The sequence below is a fragment of the Pseudoalteromonas sp. NEC-BIFX-2020_015 genome, assembly GCF_012952265.1.
Classification (GTDB): domain Bacteria; phylum Pseudomonadota; class Gammaproteobacteria; order Enterobacterales; family Alteromonadaceae; genus Pseudoalteromonas; species Pseudoalteromonas neustonica.
Window position 1 is genome coordinate 21,291 of record NZ_JABCJL010000022.1, and the last position, 21,173, is coordinate 42,463.

Annotated in this window: 20 protein-coding genes; 10 read left to right on the forward strand and 10 right to left on the reverse strand. The window is 39.0% G+C overall.

What is annotated here, in order from left to right; translation table 11 throughout:
* Positions 1–115: 115 nt before the first annotated feature.
* Positions 116–955 (reverse strand): glutathione-dependent disulfide-bond oxidoreductase, encoded by an 840-nt coding sequence (gene yghU / locus HH219_RS15505; protein ID WP_169327993.1) that lies wholly within the window; start codon positions 953–955, stop codon positions 116–118.
* Between the two features lie 653 nt (positions 956–1,608).
* Between yghU and HH219_RS15510 the strand changes: the two genes are divergently transcribed.
* Both HH219_RS15510 and HH219_RS15515 read left to right on the forward strand, forming a co-directional pair.
* On the forward strand, positions 1,609–2,136 hold the full coding sequence (locus HH219_RS15510; protein WP_054453271.1) for a GNAT family protein: 528 nt from the start codon (positions 1,609–1,611) through the stop codon (positions 2,134–2,136).
* 277 nt (positions 2,137–2,413) lie between these two features.
* Entirely contained in the window at positions 2,414–2,674 is a 261-nt protein-coding gene (locus tag HH219_RS15515) for a hypothetical protein (RefSeq protein ID WP_169327994.1), read from the forward strand.
* 563 nt (positions 2,675–3,237) lie between these two features.
* Here HH219_RS15515 and HH219_RS15520 read toward each other — a convergent pair.
* Positions 3,238–5,382 carry a TonB-dependent receptor gene (locus HH219_RS15520; RefSeq protein ID WP_169327995.1) on the reverse strand — a complete coding sequence of 715 codons (2,145 nt, stop codon included), beginning with the start codon at positions 5,380–5,382 and terminating at the stop codon, positions 3,238–3,240.
* Positions 5,383–5,554: 172 nt separating this feature from the next.
* Between HH219_RS15520 and HH219_RS15525 the strand changes: the two genes are divergently transcribed.
* The 5 genes from HH219_RS15525 to HH219_RS15545 all read left to right on the forward strand — a co-directional run bounded on the left by HH219_RS15525 (position 5,555) and on the right by HH219_RS15545 (position 9,946).
* The gene (locus HH219_RS15525; RefSeq protein WP_169328017.1) at positions 5,555–6,256 is read left to right on the forward strand and encodes a response regulator transcription factor; all 702 of its coding nucleotides are present in this window, start codon (positions 5,555–5,557) and stop codon (positions 6,254–6,256) included.
* 109 nt (positions 6,257–6,365) lie between these two features.
* Positions 6,366–8,036: a HAMP domain-containing sensor histidine kinase gene (locus HH219_RS15530; RefSeq protein ID WP_169327996.1), complete on the forward strand. Its 1,671-nt coding sequence runs from the start codon at positions 6,366–6,368 to the stop codon at positions 8,034–8,036.
* Positions 8,037–8,469: 433 nt separating this feature from the next.
* A complete protein-coding gene (locus HH219_RS15535) occupies positions 8,470–8,937 on the forward strand; it encodes a hypothetical protein (protein WP_169327997.1) in 468 nt (155 codons plus the stop codon).
* Positions 8,938–8,947: 10 nt separating this feature from the next.
* Positions 8,948–9,328: a hypothetical protein gene (locus HH219_RS15540; protein WP_169327998.1), complete on the forward strand. Its 381-nt coding sequence runs from the start codon at positions 8,948–8,950 to the stop codon at positions 9,326–9,328.
* An 87-nt stretch (positions 9,329–9,415) separates the two neighbouring features.
* A complete protein-coding gene (locus HH219_RS15545) occupies positions 9,416–9,946 on the forward strand; it encodes a metal-dependent hydrolase (RefSeq protein ID WP_169327999.1) in 531 nt (176 codons plus the stop codon).
* 129 nt (positions 9,947–10,075) lie between these two features.
* Here the strand turns inward: HH219_RS15545 and HH219_RS15550 are convergent, their stop codons facing one another.
* Positions 10,076–10,216: a hypothetical protein gene (locus HH219_RS15550; protein WP_169328000.1), complete on the reverse strand. Its 141-nt coding sequence runs from the start codon at positions 10,214–10,216 to the stop codon at positions 10,076–10,078.
* A 410-nt stretch (positions 10,217–10,626) separates the two neighbouring features.
* Here HH219_RS15550 and HH219_RS15555 point away from each other — a divergent pair, with 410 nt between their 5' ends.
* Positions 10,627–11,664 (forward strand): endonuclease/exonuclease/phosphatase family protein, encoded by a 1,038-nt coding sequence (locus HH219_RS15555; protein ID WP_054453350.1) that lies wholly within the window; start codon positions 10,627–10,629, stop codon positions 11,662–11,664.
* 19 nt (positions 11,665–11,683) lie between these two features.
* On the opposite strand, the gene HH219_RS15560 is transcribed toward HH219_RS15555, so the two are convergent.
* A complete protein-coding gene (locus HH219_RS15560; protein ID WP_054205093.1) occupies positions 11,684–12,280 on the reverse strand; it encodes a rhomboid family intramembrane serine protease in 597 nt (198 codons plus the stop codon).
* 105 nt (positions 12,281–12,385) lie between these two features.
* Positions 12,386–13,069 carry a type 1 glutamine amidotransferase domain-containing protein gene (locus HH219_RS15565; protein WP_054205094.1) on the reverse strand — a complete coding sequence of 228 codons (684 nt, stop codon included), beginning with the start codon at positions 13,067–13,069 and terminating at the stop codon, positions 12,386–12,388.
* 138 nt (positions 13,070–13,207) lie between these two features.
* Here HH219_RS15565 and HH219_RS15570 point away from each other — a divergent pair, with 138 nt between their 5' ends.
* Positions 13,208–14,125, forward strand: a complete 918-nt coding sequence (locus HH219_RS15570; protein ID WP_054453281.1) for a LysR family transcriptional regulator — start codon at positions 13,208–13,210, stop codon at positions 14,123–14,125.
* Positions 14,126–14,138: 13 nt separating this feature from the next.
* Here HH219_RS15570 and HH219_RS15575 read toward each other — a convergent pair whose 3' ends face one another.
* The 5 genes from HH219_RS15575 to HH219_RS15595 form a co-directional block, all read right to left on the reverse strand.
* Positions 14,139–14,873 carry a dienelactone hydrolase family protein gene (locus HH219_RS15575; RefSeq protein WP_054205199.1) on the reverse strand — a complete coding sequence of 245 codons (735 nt, stop codon included), beginning with the start codon at positions 14,871–14,873 and terminating at the stop codon, positions 14,139–14,141.
* A gap of 161 nt (positions 14,874–15,034) precedes the next feature.
* On the reverse strand, positions 15,035–16,378 hold the full coding sequence (locus HH219_RS15580; RefSeq protein ID WP_169328001.1) for a glycerophosphodiester phosphodiesterase family protein: 1,344 nt from the start codon (positions 16,376–16,378) through the stop codon (positions 15,035–15,037).
* Between the two features lie 92 nt (positions 16,379–16,470).
* Positions 16,471–17,334, reverse strand: coding sequence for a carboxylate/amino acid/amine transporter (locus tag HH219_RS15585; protein WP_169328002.1), 864 nt, complete (start codon positions 17,332–17,334; stop codon positions 16,471–16,473).
* 85 nt (positions 17,335–17,419) lie between these two features.
* Positions 17,420–19,552, reverse strand: coding sequence for a M3 family metallopeptidase (locus tag HH219_RS15590; protein WP_169328003.1), 2,133 nt, complete (start codon positions 19,550–19,552; stop codon positions 17,420–17,422).
* A gap of 269 nt (positions 19,553–19,821) precedes the next feature.
* A complete protein-coding gene (locus HH219_RS15595; RefSeq protein WP_169328004.1) occupies positions 19,822–20,031 on the reverse strand; it encodes a hypothetical protein in 210 nt (69 codons plus the stop codon).
* Positions 20,032–20,207: 176 nt separating this feature from the next.
* Between HH219_RS15595 and HH219_RS15600 the strand changes: the two genes are divergently transcribed.
* Positions 20,208–21,077, forward strand: a complete 870-nt coding sequence (locus HH219_RS15600; protein ID WP_054205100.1) for a mechanosensitive ion channel domain-containing protein — start codon at positions 20,208–20,210, stop codon at positions 21,075–21,077.
* Positions 21,078–21,173: the final 96 nt, after the last annotated feature.

A 21,173-nucleotide genomic window follows, 5' to 3' on the forward strand; every position in this document is an offset into this window, starting at 1 on the left:
CTAAATTGCTTTTAACTCCAACTGAAACTGCATCTTGAGGTGGTTTGGGTATATAGCGTAAATGCGCGTGGCTTATTGAGCTCAAGCGCATTGTATGGGTATTAGCTACACTCTACTAAAAGTCATCTTTACTATGGCGCTGTGCGAGTTGCTCCTCGTCGGGTCCCCATACACGGTTAACTCGGCGGCCACGTGTAACTGCTGGGCGGCGTTCAATTTGTTTAGCCCAGCGCATTACATGTGTGTATGACTCAACATCTAAAAATTCAGCAGCGTCATATAAATTACCCAATACCAAAGAGCCATACCAAGGCCAAATCGCAATATCGGCAATAGAATACTCGCTACCAGCCATATAATCGTGATCGCTTAAATGGCGATTTAACACATCTAACTGGCGCTTAACTTCCATTGTAAAACGGTCAATAGGGTATTGCATTTTATGTGGTGCGTACGCGTAAAAGTGGCCAAAACCACCGCCTAAGTAGGGCGCAGATCCCATTTGCCAAAATAGCCAATTACGACATTCAGCTTTACTGGTGTGATCGCTCGGCACGAGTGCATCAAACTTTTCAGCCAAATACTGCAAAATAGCCCCAGACTCAAACACGCGTGTGCTAGGCGTTGTGGTGTGATCCATAAGAGCAGGAATTTTTGAATTAGGGTTCACACTTACAAACCCAGAACCAAACTGGTCACCTTCGCCAATTTTAATTAAAAACGCATCGTATTCTGCATCAGTTAAACCAAGCTCTAATAACTCTTCGAGCATAATGGTAACTTTTTGACCATTAGGGGTTGCTAGAGAATACAGCTGTAGAGGGTGCTCACCTACGGGTAACTCTTGTTGGTGGGTTGCTCCAGCAATAGGGCGATTGGTTTTAGCCCACTCGCCGCCATTATCAGCATCCCATTGCCATACTGTGGGTGGTGTATAGTCTTCGCTGTTACTCATAAAAACTCCTTAAACATGGGTTGTACAAATTAGGGTATAAAGAACATTACGAACAACCCACTGTAGATGATCATAACCAACAAAGGAAGTAAGATTGAATTTCAACACTCAAAAATAACAGTATGTTTAATAAGCATGGTTATGCGCTTAGTGTGGGTATAGATGCCAATTAAAGTTCCGAGTTTAAGTTATTTTGTTGCTAGGGCGTGTTGACCTTTCGTGATTGATTTTGCAGCAGTATGTTTGGTATTTAGGCAAGGCAGCGCCTATGGTGTGTGGTTGTTCCCCATAAATAGGCGATAACGCAGTATAAATGCCAAACATGCGCTGCCCAAAGGGTTCTTCCTAGGGGCGATTAACTCTTTGTTGCTCGGTTTTTACTTAGCCCGCTAGGTTACAAACCTCGCGCCGCGATTAAATCGCCCCTAGATCGAACAAATTTCAATCCACAAAGGTCAACACGCCCTAGTATTTTACTTTTAAAAAGATAGCAAAACTCACTCTATGTGCTTTTATAAAAACATCCCCCTATAAAACATTCACCTATAAAAACATGAAATCAGAGGCACCCATGACTTACACTAAACAATTGAACCATAATAGGAACTCAGCTATGGTTTGGTACCAATAAAAGTAAAGCCGAAGGACGCTGCATGCACATAGCAGGGGCAAGAATAAAACTATCACCGTTGGATGAGTCTGATTTAGATTTATTTATTGAAATATCAATGTCATCAGCGATGATGGAACATGTGTATGACCCATGTACTTTTGAACAAGCTAACGATGCATTTATTGCCAAATCACGCCCTTGGACTATGGATAGTGATGGCTGGTTATCGCTTGGTATCACCGAAGTAACCACGGGTGAAAAGCTTGGTAATATTGGCCTTAAAATTACGAGTCATGAAGCACGTATTGCAGAGGTCGGTTTTATGATCAAACCAAGTGCTCAGGGAAGGGGGTTTGCTAGCGAGGCATTAAACTTAATTAAACACTTTGCTTTACTCGAGCTAGGCCTCAATAAATTAGTGGCTACCTGTTCAGTTGGTAATTCTAATTCGTACAAGCTATTAGAAAAAAACGGTTTTATTCGCGAAGGTTGTTTAAAACAAAACGTTATAATCAAGGGGGAATATGTTGATGACTATATTTACGGATTATGTAAATCTGATTTATAACAATCGATTAGTATTCTTATATTGCTAGGTTTTGCTTGCAATAATGTGATTGTATAGGGATTTTTAATTGCATTGAATACCTGCAAAAGATAGATTGTTAACAATGAATTAGAGTTAAACTTAAAGGGAATTAACGTTGGTAAAATTTACGTCATTTATTGTATTTTGTATTCTCATCACCACTATAAGCTTGCCAATTCAAGCTCAAAAATTGCATTATCTAAACGTCAATGGGCTCTGGGAGGATGTAAATAACAGCAATTTTAGTAATGGTCACATGATCATATCCCAAGACGCTGAATTAATATACGTAACGCATTACGTTGAGTTTAAAGGGGTGCCTTTAGTTGAATACGGTATAGGCACTCGTACAGGTAATACGATTGAATATAAAGTAAAAGTAACTCAGAAAATACCAGGTTGGACTACTGAAGGTATGCATACGTTAACGATTTCTGAAGACGGTACAATGCTCACAGGGCATTACACATCAGGAGGGAAAAAAGGCCCATTAGAATTTAAAAAAGCAGGTAAATGATCGTTTTATGTGTTGATTATCTATATGTTCATTTTAATAATAGAGATGTAACAAATTAATTATACTTCTTAGAAAAATACGTTGATGAAAATAGACTATCGTTTTTGAGTTATGAGCGGTTGCTCAGTAATTATGAAGCCAAGAACAGAGTACTTTCTACCTTAAATAATAGGGTTAAGTTGCAGTTTCGCGTAATACCCCCTATTTATTTGTTATCTTCTAACGAGATTGTTGAATACTCGTTGTGAATTTATTTTTATGGATGGCTCAATCATCACTGAGTTCCAATTTTGACCCCATTAGTTTTTTCGTAGGAGTAGGCTTTAGCCGCGAATGGTGTTTCACCAAGGTTAAAGTGAATTGCACCACCGAAAACACAGAAGTGCTTCGCTGCACAGAGGCCGGTATTTTTATAAAAAAGTTCAGTGCTGGCGCACGTAATTGGTAGGTTACATTCAACTAACTTCAATGAGCATGCTAGTTAAACAGTAAAAAATGACAAAAGCTGCAATGCTATTTTTGTCATTTTAACGACTAAATAATTAGTGTGCTAAACACCCAACCTAGAATTGGCCGGTAAAGGTTAATGAAAATCGAGGTGCGCGTTCATTTGCACGTTGCTCTTGCCTTAAATACTGACTTTGCGTAAATAACCCTTTATAGCGCGCTTTATTAACGGTGTACCTATCATTGAGTAAGTTATCACCTTTGAAGCGCAACTTTAAATTTTGCGATATTTGATAATCAATAAAGGCATTTGCAGTGATTTTAGTATCAACATTGCCCTGATAGTTATAATAGTAAAACATATAACGGCTTTTATCTTCGAGTGTTAAACTCATCGATAGCCCAGGTAAAATTTCGTTTTGGTTTAGCTTTACCTGCCAAGTGTTTTTACTGACTCTCTCGATAGGGGCTTTTTCAGCGGTAAAAGGATGGATCACCTCACTATCTCGCCACGTATAATTAGCACTGATCAAGGTGTTATTTAGTCCAAACGCCTCTAATCCAAAGTATGTATCAAACTCAATACCATACTCTTTAGCGTTATCGATATTACCGTCACCTGAGCGCTTAGCCAATAACACTTCATTTATTAAATCGCTTATTTTATGGTAGTAAGGCGTCACAATAAAACTACCATCGGTCGATTGCCACTGCTTTTCAAACGCGATTGATAGCTCGTCACGCACTTGGGGTTTTAAATCAGGGTTGGTTTCTTCAAGGCGAGACTCGTAACTATCAAACCTTGGCACAAAATCTTTAAGATCAAGTTGACTGACTGTTCGTTGGTAATTAAAACGCATCTGGTAAATATCATTAAAATCATAGCGTAGATTTAAGCGTGGTTTAAGGTAGTTAAATGTGCGAGCTGTGTTACTTTTTGCGTTTTGTAATGTCTCCTCTATCACGGATAAATCTGTCGCTACATTAATAGTCGAGCGTTCATAAACCAAAGACGACTGTAGGTTTAACTGAGGAGAAATGGCAAAGTTATAATTACTAAACGCTTCATAACGTGTTTCTTTAATATCATTTAATTCAGTCGAGTGATAAGCCGCGCCTGTTTGACGAATAAATTGTAAATTTTCATTAAGCTGATTTATCGCCACCTCAAAGCCAGAGTCAAAAGTATGGCTTTTATTAAGGTTAAAACGCCAATTGGTACGTAGAACATTTTCTTTTGAGGTATAAATGCGTGGTAACTTATAATTTGGTTTAAATACATCACCATCTTGCAAAATACGGTGCCAAATTTTATCATCAGAATCCGCCTGATTACTAATAAATAACAGTTTCAGCTGATGGGCATCATTATAATCATGGGTAATATCGCCACTTACCTCCCACTTATCTCTACCCCAATCGTACTGTAATACTTTGCTTTCAAATGTGTCTGAGGTTAAAAATTCACTGTCATTGGCAGTGAGTGCATCGACTTTAATTTTTTCGTAAATGGCTGTGAGTTGCATAGCGGTTTTATCTGAATATACATATTCTAGTTTTGCTGATAGCTGGCTTGCTTTGTATATATTCTCGCGGACACGGGCGTTCGTTTGTGTGTCAACTAGCTTTGGGGAAGTAAACACTTCTTCTGAGCTTATTTCAGTTGTATTGACGTAGTGGTTTAAGCCAACTCTATATTTTAAATTGCCTTTGCTTGCACTGTAAGTCAAAGAACCTGTGGTATATGGCTTTATATCAGCTGTTTTAACCGTGCCCAGTGTCCAAAGAATAGATGTATCTATATCTTGTTTAAGTACCACATTAATCACTAATCCATTACTTTGAACATCTAAATCAGAGCGAGTCCCGCGGATCAATTCAATGTACTCAACATCCTTTGCCTGAATATTATTGAGCTCTTTCGAAATATTATTTTCTTTACCCGACATACGTTTACCGTTTATCAAAATTTGATCGCCGGACGAACCAAAACCGCGACTTTCTGATGCGCTGTTCATTTTACTTAATAGGGTATTTGCACCGGGGGTATTTTCTAAAATGTCGTATAACGTTTGAGGATCTAACGCCATAAAGGTACTCGCTTCATACCGCTGCGTATTGGCGACGGGTTCACTTGCAGCACTGCTGGTTGAAAACCCAAGTAACATACTTGAGCCACCAATCAAAACGGTGGATAAAATAGTCTGATATAACGCACAGCGCTTATACAATAAATTTGGGTGAGTATCGCGGTTTGTCATTGTTAGATCCCTGTTATTTAATTCAGGGTTATCTTAATCAGTCTCAGCACCTTCAAATAGGCACAAAAGGTAAAATTAACGCAGTAAAAGTTTTACAAAACTTTGCATTATAACGTTTAAAAAGGGTGATATAGTCCAGATTGCATAAGTGAAGGATTTAAAAAACAATAATATGAATATTAAACCAACACTGCTCATCATCGAAGATGAACCGAGTATATTACGTGGCTTAACTGATCTATTTGTATTTCATGGCTTTGATGTTGAAAGTGAAATGGATGGAAAAAAAGGATTAAGCCGCGCGTTAGAAAAACAACACAGTTGTATTCTTTTAGATGTGATGCTGCCATCAATGAATGGCTTTGATATATGCAATGCCATTAGAGTACAATCCCAAATTCAGCCTATTTTAATGCTGACTGCAAAAAATACAGAGGCAGATATTATTAATGGCCTTACCTTAGGCGCTGACGATTATTTGGCAAAACCGTTTTCAACGTCTGAATTAGTATTAAGAGTCACGGCTTTAATCAGGCGCTCAGGCTTATCTAGCAATAACAACAAGCTCAATATTGGCAAGCATGTGAGTATTTGCATGCAAAAATTAACGGGAACATCTCATAAACAAGCCGTGCGCTATACACGTCGAGAAGTGAATATTTTAACGTACTTAAACCAGCAAAAAGCCCCCGTATCACGCGATGAACTATTAAGAGAAGTGTGGGGATATAAATCAACCGACTGCCTAGACACCCGTACTGTGGATATTCACATCGCTAAAATAAGAAAAAAAATTGAACGCGACCCAAAAACACCTGAATATCTAGTCACCCTAAGAGGCGAAGGGTATCAGCTTTTTAGTCGACAATCGTAATATGAAGCCACAGCTCTTAAATAAGCGATTATTAAGCTACAAACAGCGTGTTAACCGTCTGCGTTGTTTTACCTTCGTTTGTTTGTTTCTCTTATTAGCGCCAATTAGCATGGTGTTCATTAAAGGTTACTATCAATTTGAAAAAGACCTTTTAACCGAGTATCAAGATAAAACCGAAGAAATAACCTCGCAGCTAAACTTGCGGTTATTTAAGCGAGTGGTTTTTGATAACGCGTTAAGCACGCTCGCGTTTGATTACTACCAACATATTTATAACCCGAACAATAAACACGTAACCAAAGAAAAATCGCCTCTTTCAAGCCTAGAATACAATACTCGATATGACGGACTTTTAGGTTATTTTCAAGTTGACCAAGATGGCAATTTTAACAGCCCTGTCTGGCCTGATATTATACGCGATACCCAAAGTTTAATAACCGCTCAAGATGATGATGAGACGATAAAACGTAAAAGCCTCGTGTCAAAATTATATACAATAACCGCCAAGTCTAATGAACTAAAAGCACTCATTAACAATAAACTATCTGTAAATAATGAGAAGTTTCTTTTATTATCGGATGTACCCGGACACCTTGTTTTTTATCGCGTTGTTCATGTAAATAACATTCAAAAGTTACAAGGTTATGTCATCGATGTAAGCGCATACTTAAACAATCAAGTTAAAAGAATGCTAACGACAGTGCAGTTTAACAACACGATAGCCATTACATTAAAGTCTACGTTAACGGGCTCAGATAAAGGCTACTTTATTTATCAGGGGAGCGCGCAAAGCCAAGCAACTATCACTCAGGCAACTATAACTCCGGGAACTATAACCCAGCCAATGCAATTATCACCAGTGTATAGTCAACGGGCCATAAACAGCCATGAATTAAGGTGGCCTTTTAAAGACCATCAGCTTACTTATTCAACCTCAAAATTTATTTTACCCACAGCTGCCACTTATAATCTGGGTTTAATGATGCTGCTGATGCTTGGCATTGTCATTGGCTGTTATGGCTTTTACCGTTTAGGGGTCAAACAACTAAAGCTTGCAGAGCAGCAGCTAAACTTTGTTTCCTCAGTGAGTCATGAGCTTAAGACACCTTTAACATCAATCCGCATGTATTCAGAAATGCTAAAGTCAGGCATGGTGCCATCAGAACAGTATAAGTTAGATTATTACGACTTTATACACAGCGAGAGTGAACGGCTCTCTCGTTTAATCGATAATATATTGCAACTTTCAAAGCTTAATCAACCACAACATAGTGTTGAAGCGCACTACACCAAACTCAGTATTCTAATCGACATGATTGAATCAAAAGTGTCGTCTTTATTAATTAAAAGCGATTTTAAAATAAACATTTCGAGTGAGTTTGAACAACCTGAAAGAACATTACTCTTAGTTGATCTAGATGCATTTTCACAAGTGGTCATTAACATAACCGATAATGCCATTAAGTTCTTTGATAGCGATAAAATACAAGATTACACACGTAAGAAAATAGATATTCATTTTAAACCGGATCCTAAAAATAAAGATTTCATCGTGATAGAATTTCGTGATTATGGTGATGGGATTAGTGCTGAACAAGAACGTAAAATTTTTGAATTATTTTATCGAGGAGGTTCAGAACTAACACGCTCAACACAAGGAACTGGGATCGGGCTCGCACTGGTTAATGAACTCGTTCTAGCGCAGCAAGGCACCATTGAGGCACAACGCATGTCGCCAGGCCTATCAATAAAAATACGGTTTAAAAGTAAGAGCCAGTGATTTTTTAAGTGTATATATCCAAGTCACCTCAAGATGCAGAATTCAGCGTTTCACAGGTGTTTAATATCAAGGCGTTATTTTGCAACAATAGCAGTCCCTTTTAAGAAGTAACAACGATGAGAGTAAGCGCCTGTGAAACGCCCAGCGGGTTGGTTTAAAAGCAATTTATACTGCGTTATTGATTTTAACAAGGGAGCAACCATTATTTGCAATCAATGCCTTGCTTAAATTGCTTTTAATTCCAACTGAAACTCGCATCTTGAGGTGGCTTGGGTATAAAAGCAAAAATAAATACCTGAGTGAAACAGCGCCTTACCCCTTTGGCTTTTTTTGAGTTTAAAACACTAAATATGAAATGCAGTTGAGATGCAAATTATTGGCTGTTAATCTATTGAAATTATTGACTGTTAATATTTTCTTGTAAGAGGCTTATATGTACAAAAGCTTGTTCACGATCATCGTTAGTTTATTGTTTATTTCGGGATGTGCGCAAAGAACTATCGATATAAGTGACGATAAAGGCAATATAGTCGGCGGATGTACAGCAGGTTTTGATTGGCATTTTTATGGCCTACACGATTCGATTGATTATGTTTTATATGAATGTGCAGAAGATGCCGTTGCAAAAGGATATATAATCTCGGATAAAAGATTGCTCACCCTCGATTTTACATTACCAGATCCGCCTGAAGGTCAACGGTGGAATAAAAAATTAGCAATGCAGCACTTTCATAATGACAAAATAACAGAAAGGAAATTAGGCTATATTCTTGCTGATATAGAAACTAAATACATAAAAATTGTATGGCCTGCTGAGGACGATTTAGCCAGTGGGAAAATAACCCAATCCGAATTTAATAAAATAGTGAAAGATGCCAAATATAATTGGCTTGGTGAATAAAGGTGTTTTCATGTTGAGTCTTTTTTTAGCTTTGCCTATTCATTACGGTGTTATTAAATCATGTAGTGATGACACAATTGTAAAGCTTAATGCTCCTTTAGTTGAAGTGATTTATGTTAATAGTAAAACGGCTATTTTTAATCACGATTTCTTACATTTACGTTGCCCTATGCCTGCTGCATGCAGCGTTACTAACACATTCGCTGAACTAGAGTTTAATGTTACAAAAGACGGAGTGATAGATGGCCTTAAGTTCCTGAATTTTGAAGAAGAAAGCATGCATGCTCGATGTATGAAAAAAGCGTTGCTTAAGGCTGAAGTGTCTGAATCTGCATATAATACAAAGAACAATAAAGTGACATTTACTTACACCATGTATATTAATAAATGAGCTAGGTAAGTAATTAAATTCGAATGATTTTTTATTAGTACGCTAAATTAATGGAGTATAGATATCAGCCCTAGCAGTCACTTTATAATGAGTTGGCTTTCATCAAACCTGATAAAGGGAAGGGTGAGAGAGCGACGTATAATTACGATTTCTGGTATAGCTCCAGATATAGACGGTGTTGGGTTGTTGATTGATCCAATTTTGAGGATGGCTGGGCACAGCTCAAATTTGTGGGGTGAATGGCATCATTCGCTACATAATTTAGGATTTTGCTTATTCGTTACGTGCATTGCGTATATAACTGCTAGCATCAATAAGTTTAAAGTAGCTTGTATGGCATTTTTGTTATTTCATTTACATCTAGTTTGCGACTTAATCGGATCTAAAGGTCCTGATGGATATCAATGGCCACTTTCTTACTTATCACCTTTTTCAGAGGTTGTAACTTTATCTTGGAAGTATCAGTGGGAACTTAACGCATGGCCGAACATTGTCATCGCTTTGGTCTTATACTTGGGGATGTTTAGGTGTATAAAATACAAAAAAAGATCACCATTTGAGATTATGTCTAAAAAAGCTGATGATGCATTTTTTCGTATTTTTGACAGATTTAAATAACAGTAGAAAGCTTTTCTGAGTAAACTCCAATCATTCAACACTTAGACTGAAATGAAAGCCGCATGGCAAGACTGGGTTTTCTTCTGGTTGCTTTAATTTGACCATGTTGTGCAACAATGAGCTCGCTTATTAGCGCGAATCCAACGCAATGCCAGTGCCTTGCGTGGTGCGGGTTAATTTGTTACCGCCACGATAGGATAACTCAAAAGTTTTGCTTTCTTGCTCTTGGGTAATACCTTCATCATTATCTTGTATTTCCAGCTCAAGCATGTGTTTATGTTATACCCAAGCCATCTCAAGATACAGTTTCAGTTGGAATTAAAAGTGATTTAGGCAAGGCATTGATTGCAAATAATGGTTGCTCCCTTGTAAAAATCAATAACGCAGTATAAATCGCTTTTAAACCAACCCGTTGGGCGTTTCACAGGCACTTACTTTCATCGTTGTTACTTCTTAAAAGGGATTGCCATTATTGCAAAGTAACGCCTTGATATTAAGCCCCTGTGAAACGCTGAAGTATGCATCTTGAGGTGGTTTGGGTATATAATTGTTTTCTAACTTTTAGGCGGGTGAACGTTATCAACAACAGTGAATTACAAACAAGCAATAACTCAGTACTTTTAGCTAGCAAAGATACGGTGGTGCTAAATAATACAGAGTTGAAAGTTGCGACGTTTAACCTGTTTAATTACCTTGAGCCGCCTAATGCGTTTTATGAATTTGAACGCATTTATACCGCACAGCAGTGGGCTAAAAAACAGCGCTGGATTAGTGATTATTTAAATCAGCAGCAACCTGATGTTATAGGCTTTCAAGAAGTGTTTAGTATTGATCCGTTAAAAGCGCTTATGCATAAGCAAGGTTATGCATATTTTGCAGTGATAGATGAGCCAGAAGTAATTGATGATTTTATTTATAAACGGCCAGTGGTCGCTATAGCCTCGCGCTTTCCAATTACAGAGGTCGGTGTTGTTCGACATGACAATGAACTTGCGCAAACGCTTGGTTTAGCAGCTGACTTTTCGTTTAGTCGCAAAGTACTCAGAGCCACGGTTGATTTACCGCACATTGGTAACACTGATTGTTATGTGGTGCACTTTAAATCTAAACGTTCGATGATTGAGGTTGAAGAACCAAACCAATTAGCGCCTGAGCAAAATATTATAGAGCATTTAAAAGCAACACTTGCTGGTGGCTGGGGCTCAACAATACAACGCGGAACAGAAGCTACATTACTGATGGTTGAAATGATAGCGCGGCGTGAGGCCACGCAAAACCCGATGCTATTAATGGGCGACTTTAACAATAACCTAGCCGATGGTGTATTAAGTCATTTGCTTACTGACTCATTACGATTTGCCCCTGCGTTTGATTGTCGTGCCTACCTTGCAAAATATTGTTTAAGTGATGCATGGGATTTGTATGTAAGGTCACTTGTAAATACGGGGGTTGCAAAAGAGGTGAGTGACAACATAGAACCTGAACCTCACCCCCCAAAAAAGCCACATCGTGTGCCAACACATTACTATGGGGCCAGCAGCTCAGTACTTGATTATATTTTACTGTCTTGTGAGTTTGATGCGAGTTTCCATGACAGTTTTTATGAAGTAAGTAATTACCACACCTATGACCGTCACTTGATAAACCCTGACTTTGAGCGTGATGACCAAAGCACCGATCACGCTGTAGTGATGGCTACACTAACGTTGCGTGCTTGATTTAGCATAGCCTGCCTATTCACAGCTTACGGCTGTTACTTTTTTTATCTTGTTTTGCAAAATAATAGCCAATAAATATTCCGGCAATGGCGCCAAATAGGTGGCTTTCAAACGATATATGCGGTCTTTGTGGCAATACACCCCAAATAAAACCACTATATAAAAACACAACGCATACACTAATCAAAATGGCTTTAAATGAACGGTGCATAATGCCGTAGCTAATTAAAAAGCCCCATAAACCGTAAAGTACCCCGCTTAAACCTACGTGTATATTTGCTCGACCAAATAGCCAAACCAGTAAACCACCAGTAAGTGCAGTAAAAACAAATACAGCCCAAAAGCGCTTTACACTGTACTGGCATACTAGCCAACCTAACACCGCAAAAGGGACCATATTACTTAATAGATGCACCCAACCACCATGTAGAAAGGGGGCAAAAAATATGCCTGTTAGCCCAGTTAAATTACGAGGATAGATCCCTAAACCATTTAAGTTAATACCGGGTACGCTATTGGCGATTTGCAGCAACGTGCATAATAAAATAATGCCTACAATGGCAAAACGTTTACTGGCTAAAGGAGGAATGCTCAAAGAGCTTTTTTTAGTTGGCATACATAAGCTTAAATTGAAAATGGATTTGCCAGAGTATACCCATCTTGATGCCTAAATGAAAAGCCCTACCCAGTGGGCAAGGCTTTGATGTAAGCTAACTTGAGTTTAACCTAACTTAGTTAATAACTTTTTAGCTGCAAGTTCAGAGCTGGCAGGATTTTGACCCGTGATAACAAGGCCGTCTTCTAATGCTAATACGCCCCAATCATCTGTTTTTTGATAATCGCCGCCTTTTTTGATTAACTCATCCTCGACTAAAAAAGGCACTATATCAGTCAGTTGGACTGCTGCTTCTTCGGTATTACTAAAGCCTGTCACTTTTTTACCCGCAACCAATGCATTACCATCAGCACCTTTAATATTTAGAAATGCAGCGCTGGCGTGGCATACTGCAGCAACAGGCTTTTGTGCTTTAATAAAATCTTCAATTAACGTAATCGAATCAGTGTTATCCACTAAATCCCATAATGGGCCGTGGCCACCCGGGTAAAATACGGCGTCATAATCGCTGGCATTTACTTCGCTAAGGACATGTGTGTTTGCCATTAACGTTTGTGCTGCACTGTCGTTGTCGTAACGTTTAGTTGCATCAGTTTGAAAGTCAGATAACGTACTTGTAGGGTCAATCGGTGGTTGGCCGCCTTGTGGTGATGCTAAGGTCACTTTTGCGCCAGCATCAATAAATGCGTAATAAGGGGCTGCAAATTCTTCTACCCAAAACCCTGTTTTTTCGCCTGTGTTACCTAGCTCTGCATGTGAGGTAAGTACCATAAGTATTTTTTTAGCCATAACGATATTCCTTCTGATGAATTGAATTTTAATCTGTTAATTACTATATGTCCTGAGATATATTTAAACAACGATGATAAATTTAACTTTATTGATTTAACAATTGATACAATTGCAAAGTTGAATTTAGGAGATGTTATGAAGGTATCGTTTGAGCAGTTAAAAAGTATGGTGGTATTTGCACAAATAGTGGAGCAGGGCAGCTTAACCGCAGCTGCAAAGCAATTAGGGTTAACCCGTGCTGTGGCTAGTTATCACTTAAAAAAATTAGAAACTCAGCTTGAAGTAACCTTATTAAATCGCTCAACACGCACGATGGCATTAACCGAGGCTGGCATTGCTTATTATGAACGTTGTCGAATCATCACCGAGCAAGCCAATGCGGCAAATCTACAAATTGAAAACATTAAAAATGAACCTCAAGGGTTATTAAAAATAAGCTGTCCAGTAAATGTTGGCATGCAACTTATTGTGCCAGCAATTAATGCCTTTAAACGTCAATATCCTAAAATCAATATAGATCTACAGCTAACAGATGATGTGATTGATATTATTAAAAATGGTTTTGATTTTGCTGTAAGAGGTGTGTCGCTGAGCGACTCAAATTTACAGGCAACTAAGCTCACGACAATGAGTACATGTATTTGTGGTTCGCCAGATTATTTTGCCCACTTTGGTAAGCCTAAAACGCCAGAGCAATTAAGCGAGCATCAATGGGTGGTGTATCAGCTTGGCAGTAAAACCTTAACCCTTAAAAAAGACGGTAAAAAACACAGTCTCACAATGCAAGGCGGTTTAAGTACAAATAATGCCGCTGCGCGTACTGCCTTTGTTGAAGCCGGCCACGGCATTGGGCGGATCCCACTTTATGATGCATGGCCTAAAGTACAAGCTGGGCTATTAGAAATTGTACTGGATGAATATAAAAGTAAAGACATTGAGCTTTATGGTGTGTTTCCGCCAGGCGGCGCGGGTTCTAAAAAGCTACGATTGTTTATCGATTATTTAAAAGATTACTTTGTAAAAAAGCATACCGCATTGGGTATGCAATTTTAAAAGTGTTTTAACCTTACAAAGTGCGGCTAAATAACGCAACAGCTTGCTGATACATGGCAATAGCAAGGGCTGGGTCATAACGCTCGCCTTCATCACGCATAAAGGCATGCTGGGCGTTTACTTCTTGCCACTGGTAATTAATACCGCTAGTTACAGCGTGTTGATAAATTTTAGCACGTCCTTCTTTTGGCACATGTGGGTCTTGCTTGCCCCAAATAAAGTGAATCTCACCTTGGATATCCTTCATGCGTTCAAACGAGTTATTGCCTGCTTTTGCAGGTAATGTGTCGCTATGAATGTCAGTAGCGTATAAGCAAAAAGCGGCTTTAATGGCAGGATTAAGCGCAGCTCTGTAGGCTAAATGGCCACCAATGCATACACCCATCGCGCCGACAGCACCGGTGCAGTAATTTTGAGTTTGTACAAAGTTTATCATCGCGTGAGTGTCGCTGTCGTGTGACTCTAATGGCTTAGCCCATTTATCAGCGTTCCCTTTATCTTTACCTGCATCGTCATAAGCAAGCACAGTACCAAGCGGATTCAACTCATGGAATACCTCAGGCACTAACACAACAAAACCATGACCTGCTAAAAGTGCGGCACTGCGTGCAATTGGTGCGGTTTGTTGAAATATTTCAGAGTAAAAAATAATGGCGGGAAACTGGCCACCGGCCTGTGGACGGTACACGCTGGTGCGCATAATACCTGTGTCTGTTGCGATATCATGGCTGTGATGTTGAATGATCATAATGTGCCTTTTATGCCAATTTAATACAATTGGTAAACTTAAATTTTGCTTATAATAACGCACAGTGAGTCAGTGGACGAGTGTGTGGCCTTGAAAAATATGCGAGCCCAACATAATGTTGGACTCGGTGATAATTTGAATAACCTTAACTTGGACTAAAGTTAAATACTCGCAGGCATTTTTTTACAGCTTGCGTAGTAGCTGACTGTTGCTGGCCAATCTGAAAATATACCAATAACACCTACATCTTGTGCAAGCACGTCAACTACATTCATCATATCGCCATCGTTGTTGATCACATCCGTAATGGATTGATAATAATAACCACCGCCATTTTCAAGTGGCCCCGAGCGCTCCAAACTCCAAGTAATTATATTTAACCCCGCTGCTTTGGCATTAACTGCATATTTGGAGGGAACGATTTTTTGGTCACTATTAATGCTCAGTAGCATCCATATTGGCGGTGCAATAATTTTAACGCCCTGATTCACAAGCTCAGCCATGCTAGGTTGCCAAGTATCTGCATTATTAGGGTCAAAGCCCGCATTGTCATCTCGTCCATCAAGGTAAACACTTCTGTCTGCAAATTCAGGGTTTGTATTAATCCAATATTTAACATCTTCAAGGTTGAATGACTGCGGGTAAACACGGCTAGGTTCAACATTAAGTTGCGTGTATTCATCCAGCATTTTTTGCGCGTATTGCATTTGGGTAAAACCATTAAATGGCATACTTACCTGAGGGGCTTTAAGTTCTGGTGTCATTTTAACGCCTAACTCTTTAAACAGTTCAATACTTTGTTTATGCGTTAATAATGTACCGTGTGCGCTGTATAAATCCGTGCGCCAACTCGGTGTGCCTTGCAGATATTGTGCAACTGTTGTGGCCTTGCTATTCGCGCCATCCATTTTACCTTCAAGGGTTAAAAACTCAGCTAATGAAATATCACTGGTACAACACTTTGCAGAGGCTGCGATATCGTTTACAGGATCGGCAGGTGTGAAAGGCACATTGCACTTAGCGGCAAGTTCAGGAATAGCTAAAATGTTTGTGGTGGTGTGTAAATCACATTGAGAATGACGACAAACCAGTTCTTTATCGTTAGTGAATGTAACATCACACTCCACAATACCAGCTCCCATACGAGCAGCTGCAATATAAGATTCTTTAGTGTGCTCAGGGTATTGCATTGGTGCACCGCGGTGACCTATTGAAAAATCAGTGCGGTAAAAAGGCCCTTCGTTGCAACTGGCCAGTTGTTCTTTTAGCGGACTTTGTTGCATATCATTAATAAGAAAATAAGGGCGTGTGCCCAGTTGAATATCTGGCGCTGCACCTTCAGGTACTTTGACAATAATAGGCGTAGGGACTTCAACAATCTTAAGCTGAGTGTTTTCGACAACGATTTCTTTGTCGACGATTTTAATATCATCGTCACAACCTGACAATGCAATTAATACCGCGCTAAATAATGCCAAGCCAATAAAAGGGGCTGCATGCTTCATTTTTTATTCCACTAATTAATTAAAAACGATTGGGGTGTTGATATCGAAATACAACACGCCCTAGAGTAATTACTTTTAGTGACAGTTTTAGGTCAGTACTTAGGTGTTGCCGATTTTTTATCTAGATACTGATTAAGCACGAGTGCCAATAAAATGATCGCACCACCTAGGCTGAGTTTTATAATATCGGCGTCGCGATTCCAAATTACAACATTAACTAAAATACCAGCGGGAATAAGTACGTTATTCATTACGGCAAGCGCCCCAACATTGACAAGTGTTGCGCCTTTATTCCATGCAAAATAACCTACCCCAGAAGCAACAATACCCAGATAAATTAATACACCCCATTGAGTTGTAGTGGTGGGAAGTTTTTCAGTGTTACCAAATAAAGCAAAGCAGATACTAGCGACAATAAGCGCGCCTATAAAGAACCAGCCAAATACGGTTTGGTGTGCAATGTTACTATCGCGCATTAAGCGTTTATAGGTCACTTGCCCGGTGGCAAAGCATAGATTTGCGCCTTGGACTAACAATAGGCCAAGTATAAAGTCTTCATCGATACCTTGATAACGAATGGCAATAGCACCTGCAATTGCAAGCAGTGCGACAGCAAAAAATTGTGGATTAAAATGCCGCTCAATCGCGTCATTTAACAGGGTGATGTAAAGCGGGGTCATTACTGTAAATAGTAATACTTCTGGCACGCTTAAGTATAAAAATGAATGATAATAAAAGCTGTACATAACTCCAAGCTGCACAGCGCCAATGAGCATTAGCTTTACGATCAACTGGCTGGGAATTTGTTTAAACTTTAAAAAGGGTAAAAATACAATTGTTGCTAAGGCTACACGCATTAATACGCTAAACCAGGCATCAACTTGGCCGGCAAGGTACACACCAATTAAACTAAACGAAAAGGCCCAAAGTAGGGTGACTGCAAAAAGGTAGCTCATTATGATTTTTAGGTATTGTGGAAAAAAGCCACTATAACAAAAAAGCCCGCATCAGTATGCGGGCTTTTGGTTTACGTGTGCTTTATTACTCAACTAAACCACGGCGCTTTAATAACGCGTCAGTTGTTGGTTTTTGACCACGGAATTCAATGTAACTTTGCATTAAATCGCGGCTGTTACCTTTTGAAAGGATCTCTTTACGGAAGTTATCGCCGTTTTTACGGGTTAGACCACCTTGCTCTGTCATGTGTGCAAATGCATCAGCTGCAAATACTTCAGTCCAAAGGTAAGCGTAGTAACCTGCAGAGTAACCACCAGCAAATGTGTGGCTAAAGTAGCAAGACTTATAGCGTGGCGGTACCGGGTAGTAAGCAATACCATGCTTTTCAAGTGCATCATGCTCAAACTTTTGTACGTCAGTTACAACTTTATCAGCACCGAATGAATGCCATTCCATATCAAGTAATGCCGCCGCTAAATACTCAGTTGTACCAAAACCTTGGTTGAAGTTTTGTGACTCAAGTACTTTATCCAATAATTCTTTTGGAATTGGCTCACCCGTTTTGTAATGCTTAGCGTAGTTAGCAAGTACTATTGGTTCAATATTCCAATCTTCATGTGCTTGTGAAGGAAACTCAACAAAGTCACGTGCTGTTGCAGTACCCGCTAGGCTTGGGTACTTAACGTCTGAGAATAAACCGTGCGCCGCATGACCAAACTCATGAAACATAGTGGTTACTTCAGAGAACGTCATTAATGTTGGTTGACCTTCTGCAGGTTTTGGTATGTTTTGCGCATTATAAATAACAGGTTTAGTGCCTTTTAAGCCACTTTGACCAACGTATGCGCTCATCCAAGCACCGCCACGTTTACCTTCACGTGCATATGGGTCCATGTAGAATAAACCAATTGCACTGCCATCTTCGTTAAATACTTCAAATACCATTACATCTTCATGATATACCGGTAAATCATTACGCTCTTTGAAAGTGATACCGTACAGTTTTTCCATTGCGAAGAACATACCGTTATGGATCACTGATTGCATTTCAAAGTAAGGTTTAACAAGCGCTGGATCTAGGTCGTATTTCGCTTGGCGAACTTTTTCAGAGTAGTAAGCCCAATCCCACGGTTGTAACTCAAATTTTTCGCCTGATGCTTTGATCACTTTTTGAATTTCAGCTGCTTCAGCCTTTGCTTTGTCTACAGCTTTTGGTGCTAAGTCATCTAAAATGCCGTACACGTTTTCAGTGGTTTTAGCCATACGCGTAGTCATTACATAAGATGCCCAATCTTTGTAACCAAGCAGCGCCGCTTTTTGTGCGCGTAAGTTGGTTTCTTTGATGATGATAGGGCCATTTGTATCTTGTGCACGTGTAGATGACGCTTTAAATACGCGTTCACGTAGTTTACGGTTTTCTAGGCTGCTCAAAATAGGCTGTTGCGTGGTATTTACAAGGGTGATCATGTAACCCTCTTTACCTGCTTTTTTAGCCGCAGCCGCTAAGCTTTCGATATGACTATTAGAAAGGCCTGCTAATTCACTTTTATCAGTAACAAGTACAACGTCTTCTTTAAACGATTTTAATACGTTTTGTGAAAAAGCAGTTGATAGTTTTGCAAGCTCAGCATTGATCTCACGCATTTTAGTTTTTTGCGCTTCATCTAATTTTGCACCAGCATTAACAAATTTAGTGTAGTAAAATTCAACAAGACGTTGATCTTCTGCGTTTAAACTAGCTTTGTTGTTATTGATTTTTTCAACACGTGCAAATAATGCTTTATTTAAATAAATATCATCAGAATGTGCAGATAGCACAGGTGCCATTTTTGCTGCAATGCGTTGGTACTCATCATCAGAGATCAAACCTGATAAGTTATAAAAAGCAGTTGATACACGATCAAGTAGTTCACCTGATAGCTCTAACTCAACAAGTGTATTAGCAAAGGTTGCAGGTTCTGGATTATTTGCAATTGTCGCAATTTGTGCTGTTTGTTGCGCAATACCCGCGTCAAAAACGGGTTCGTAATCTTTAGTGCCAAATTTATCAAATTCTGGCGCCATATATTGTAATGGGCTTGGCTTCATCAATACGTTATCAACGGCGACGGTTTGCACTTCGCTCGCTTGTTCTGTGGTTTGTTTTGTTTCTTGTGAACCACAAGCAGATAATAGTACTGCACTAGCAATCGTTGTTGCTATTAAGGTCTTACGCATGAGAACTCCGTTAAATGAAAATAGATAGCGTGGGTATACCAAAATCACCTAAATTCTGAATTTTAAGGTGACTTGGGTATTTAACTTCCATAAGTTAACAAATTTTCATGTATATACAATCAAGTTTATCGATTTAACGGGGGGATTGAGCGCAAAAAGCACGTTTTGTAGATAAAAAAGTCAAAATAAAAGAACCACTTTATTATCGATGTAACAATAAAGCGGCAATTAGGTTGGACTGGATGGAAAAGACACTGTGTGTGGCAAAATTAGTTGTAACCTAATACAAACTTTTTTTCGCTACTAAAGCTGGGTGGTTGTTCGTGGCCAAATTCTTTATTAATTAAATTTAGCGTATTTTCTTGTTCGGCCAATAAACATAAAATTTTATTGCGGTACTCAAGGCTCGATTCAAATAAGTTCATATCAACGAGTGGCTGCAAAGTGGCTAATTTTTGATTTAAGGTTAATTGTGACATTAATTTCTCCTGGTACTCATTAAAGCTATTATTATTTATATAGCACTGACTATGAGTAAATGTTAATAATTTGTTCATAAAGTGCGTTGTGCGCATTTAACTTCTCCTTAAAACTCATTATGACGTGCTAAACTTAGCGAACACTGAACACATTTATTATTTTTTGCGGAAGCCGTATGACTTTAGAACAAATTTATCATTACTTATCTTTTGTGCTTTTTAGCTACGGAGAGGTCAATATTACAGTGGCGAAAGTTATTCAAGTGCCACTGATTATTTTTGCAATGTGGTTTTTGGTAACACGCATCGGACGACTTATTAAAAAAACCTTGTTAGCGCGAAAAATGAGCCCCGATGCGGTGCTTTTATTTACGCGTATTTATTTAGTGCTAAGTATCGCGATTTTAATTTTTACCTCGCTCGAAGTACTTAACATTCCGCTTACCGCATTTGCTTTTGTCTCTGGTGCCATTGCCATTGGTGTGGGTTTTGGTGCACAAAATATTATTAATAACTTTATTAGTGGCTGGATATTAATGTGGGAACGCCCAATTCGTATAGGTGATTTTTTAGAAGTCGGAGATGCAAAAGGCGTTGTTGAAACCATAAATACCCGCTCTACGCGAATTCGCCGTAACGATGGTGTGCATATGCTGATCCCTAACAGCCAGCTTTTGGAAAACACGGTAACCAATTGGACGTTAATTGATCGCAACGCGCGCTCTTCAGTCAGTGTTGGTGTTGCGTACGGTTCGGATGTATTACTCGTTGAACGGCTAATAAAACAAGTTTTAAAAGAACATTCAGCGATATTACCTGCCCCAAGTTCATCAGTTTTACTTGATGACTTTGCTGATAGTTCACTTGTTTTTAATGCTATTTTTTGGGTTTGTGCTGAATCTGAGAGTATGCTGCGTCAAGTCCGAAGTGATATTCGTTTTAGTATTTATAAAATATTTGCAGAGCATGAAGTAACCATTTCATTTCCACAACGTGATATTCATATTGATGGGGAAATCGCACTAATGCGTAAGCGCTCTTTATAAACCTAATTCATCTTATTAACAAAAAGAGGAATTCGCAATGTTCCTCTTTCAGTTACATTTCTTTACAATTAATGCCACTGTAAAAGATAATTATTA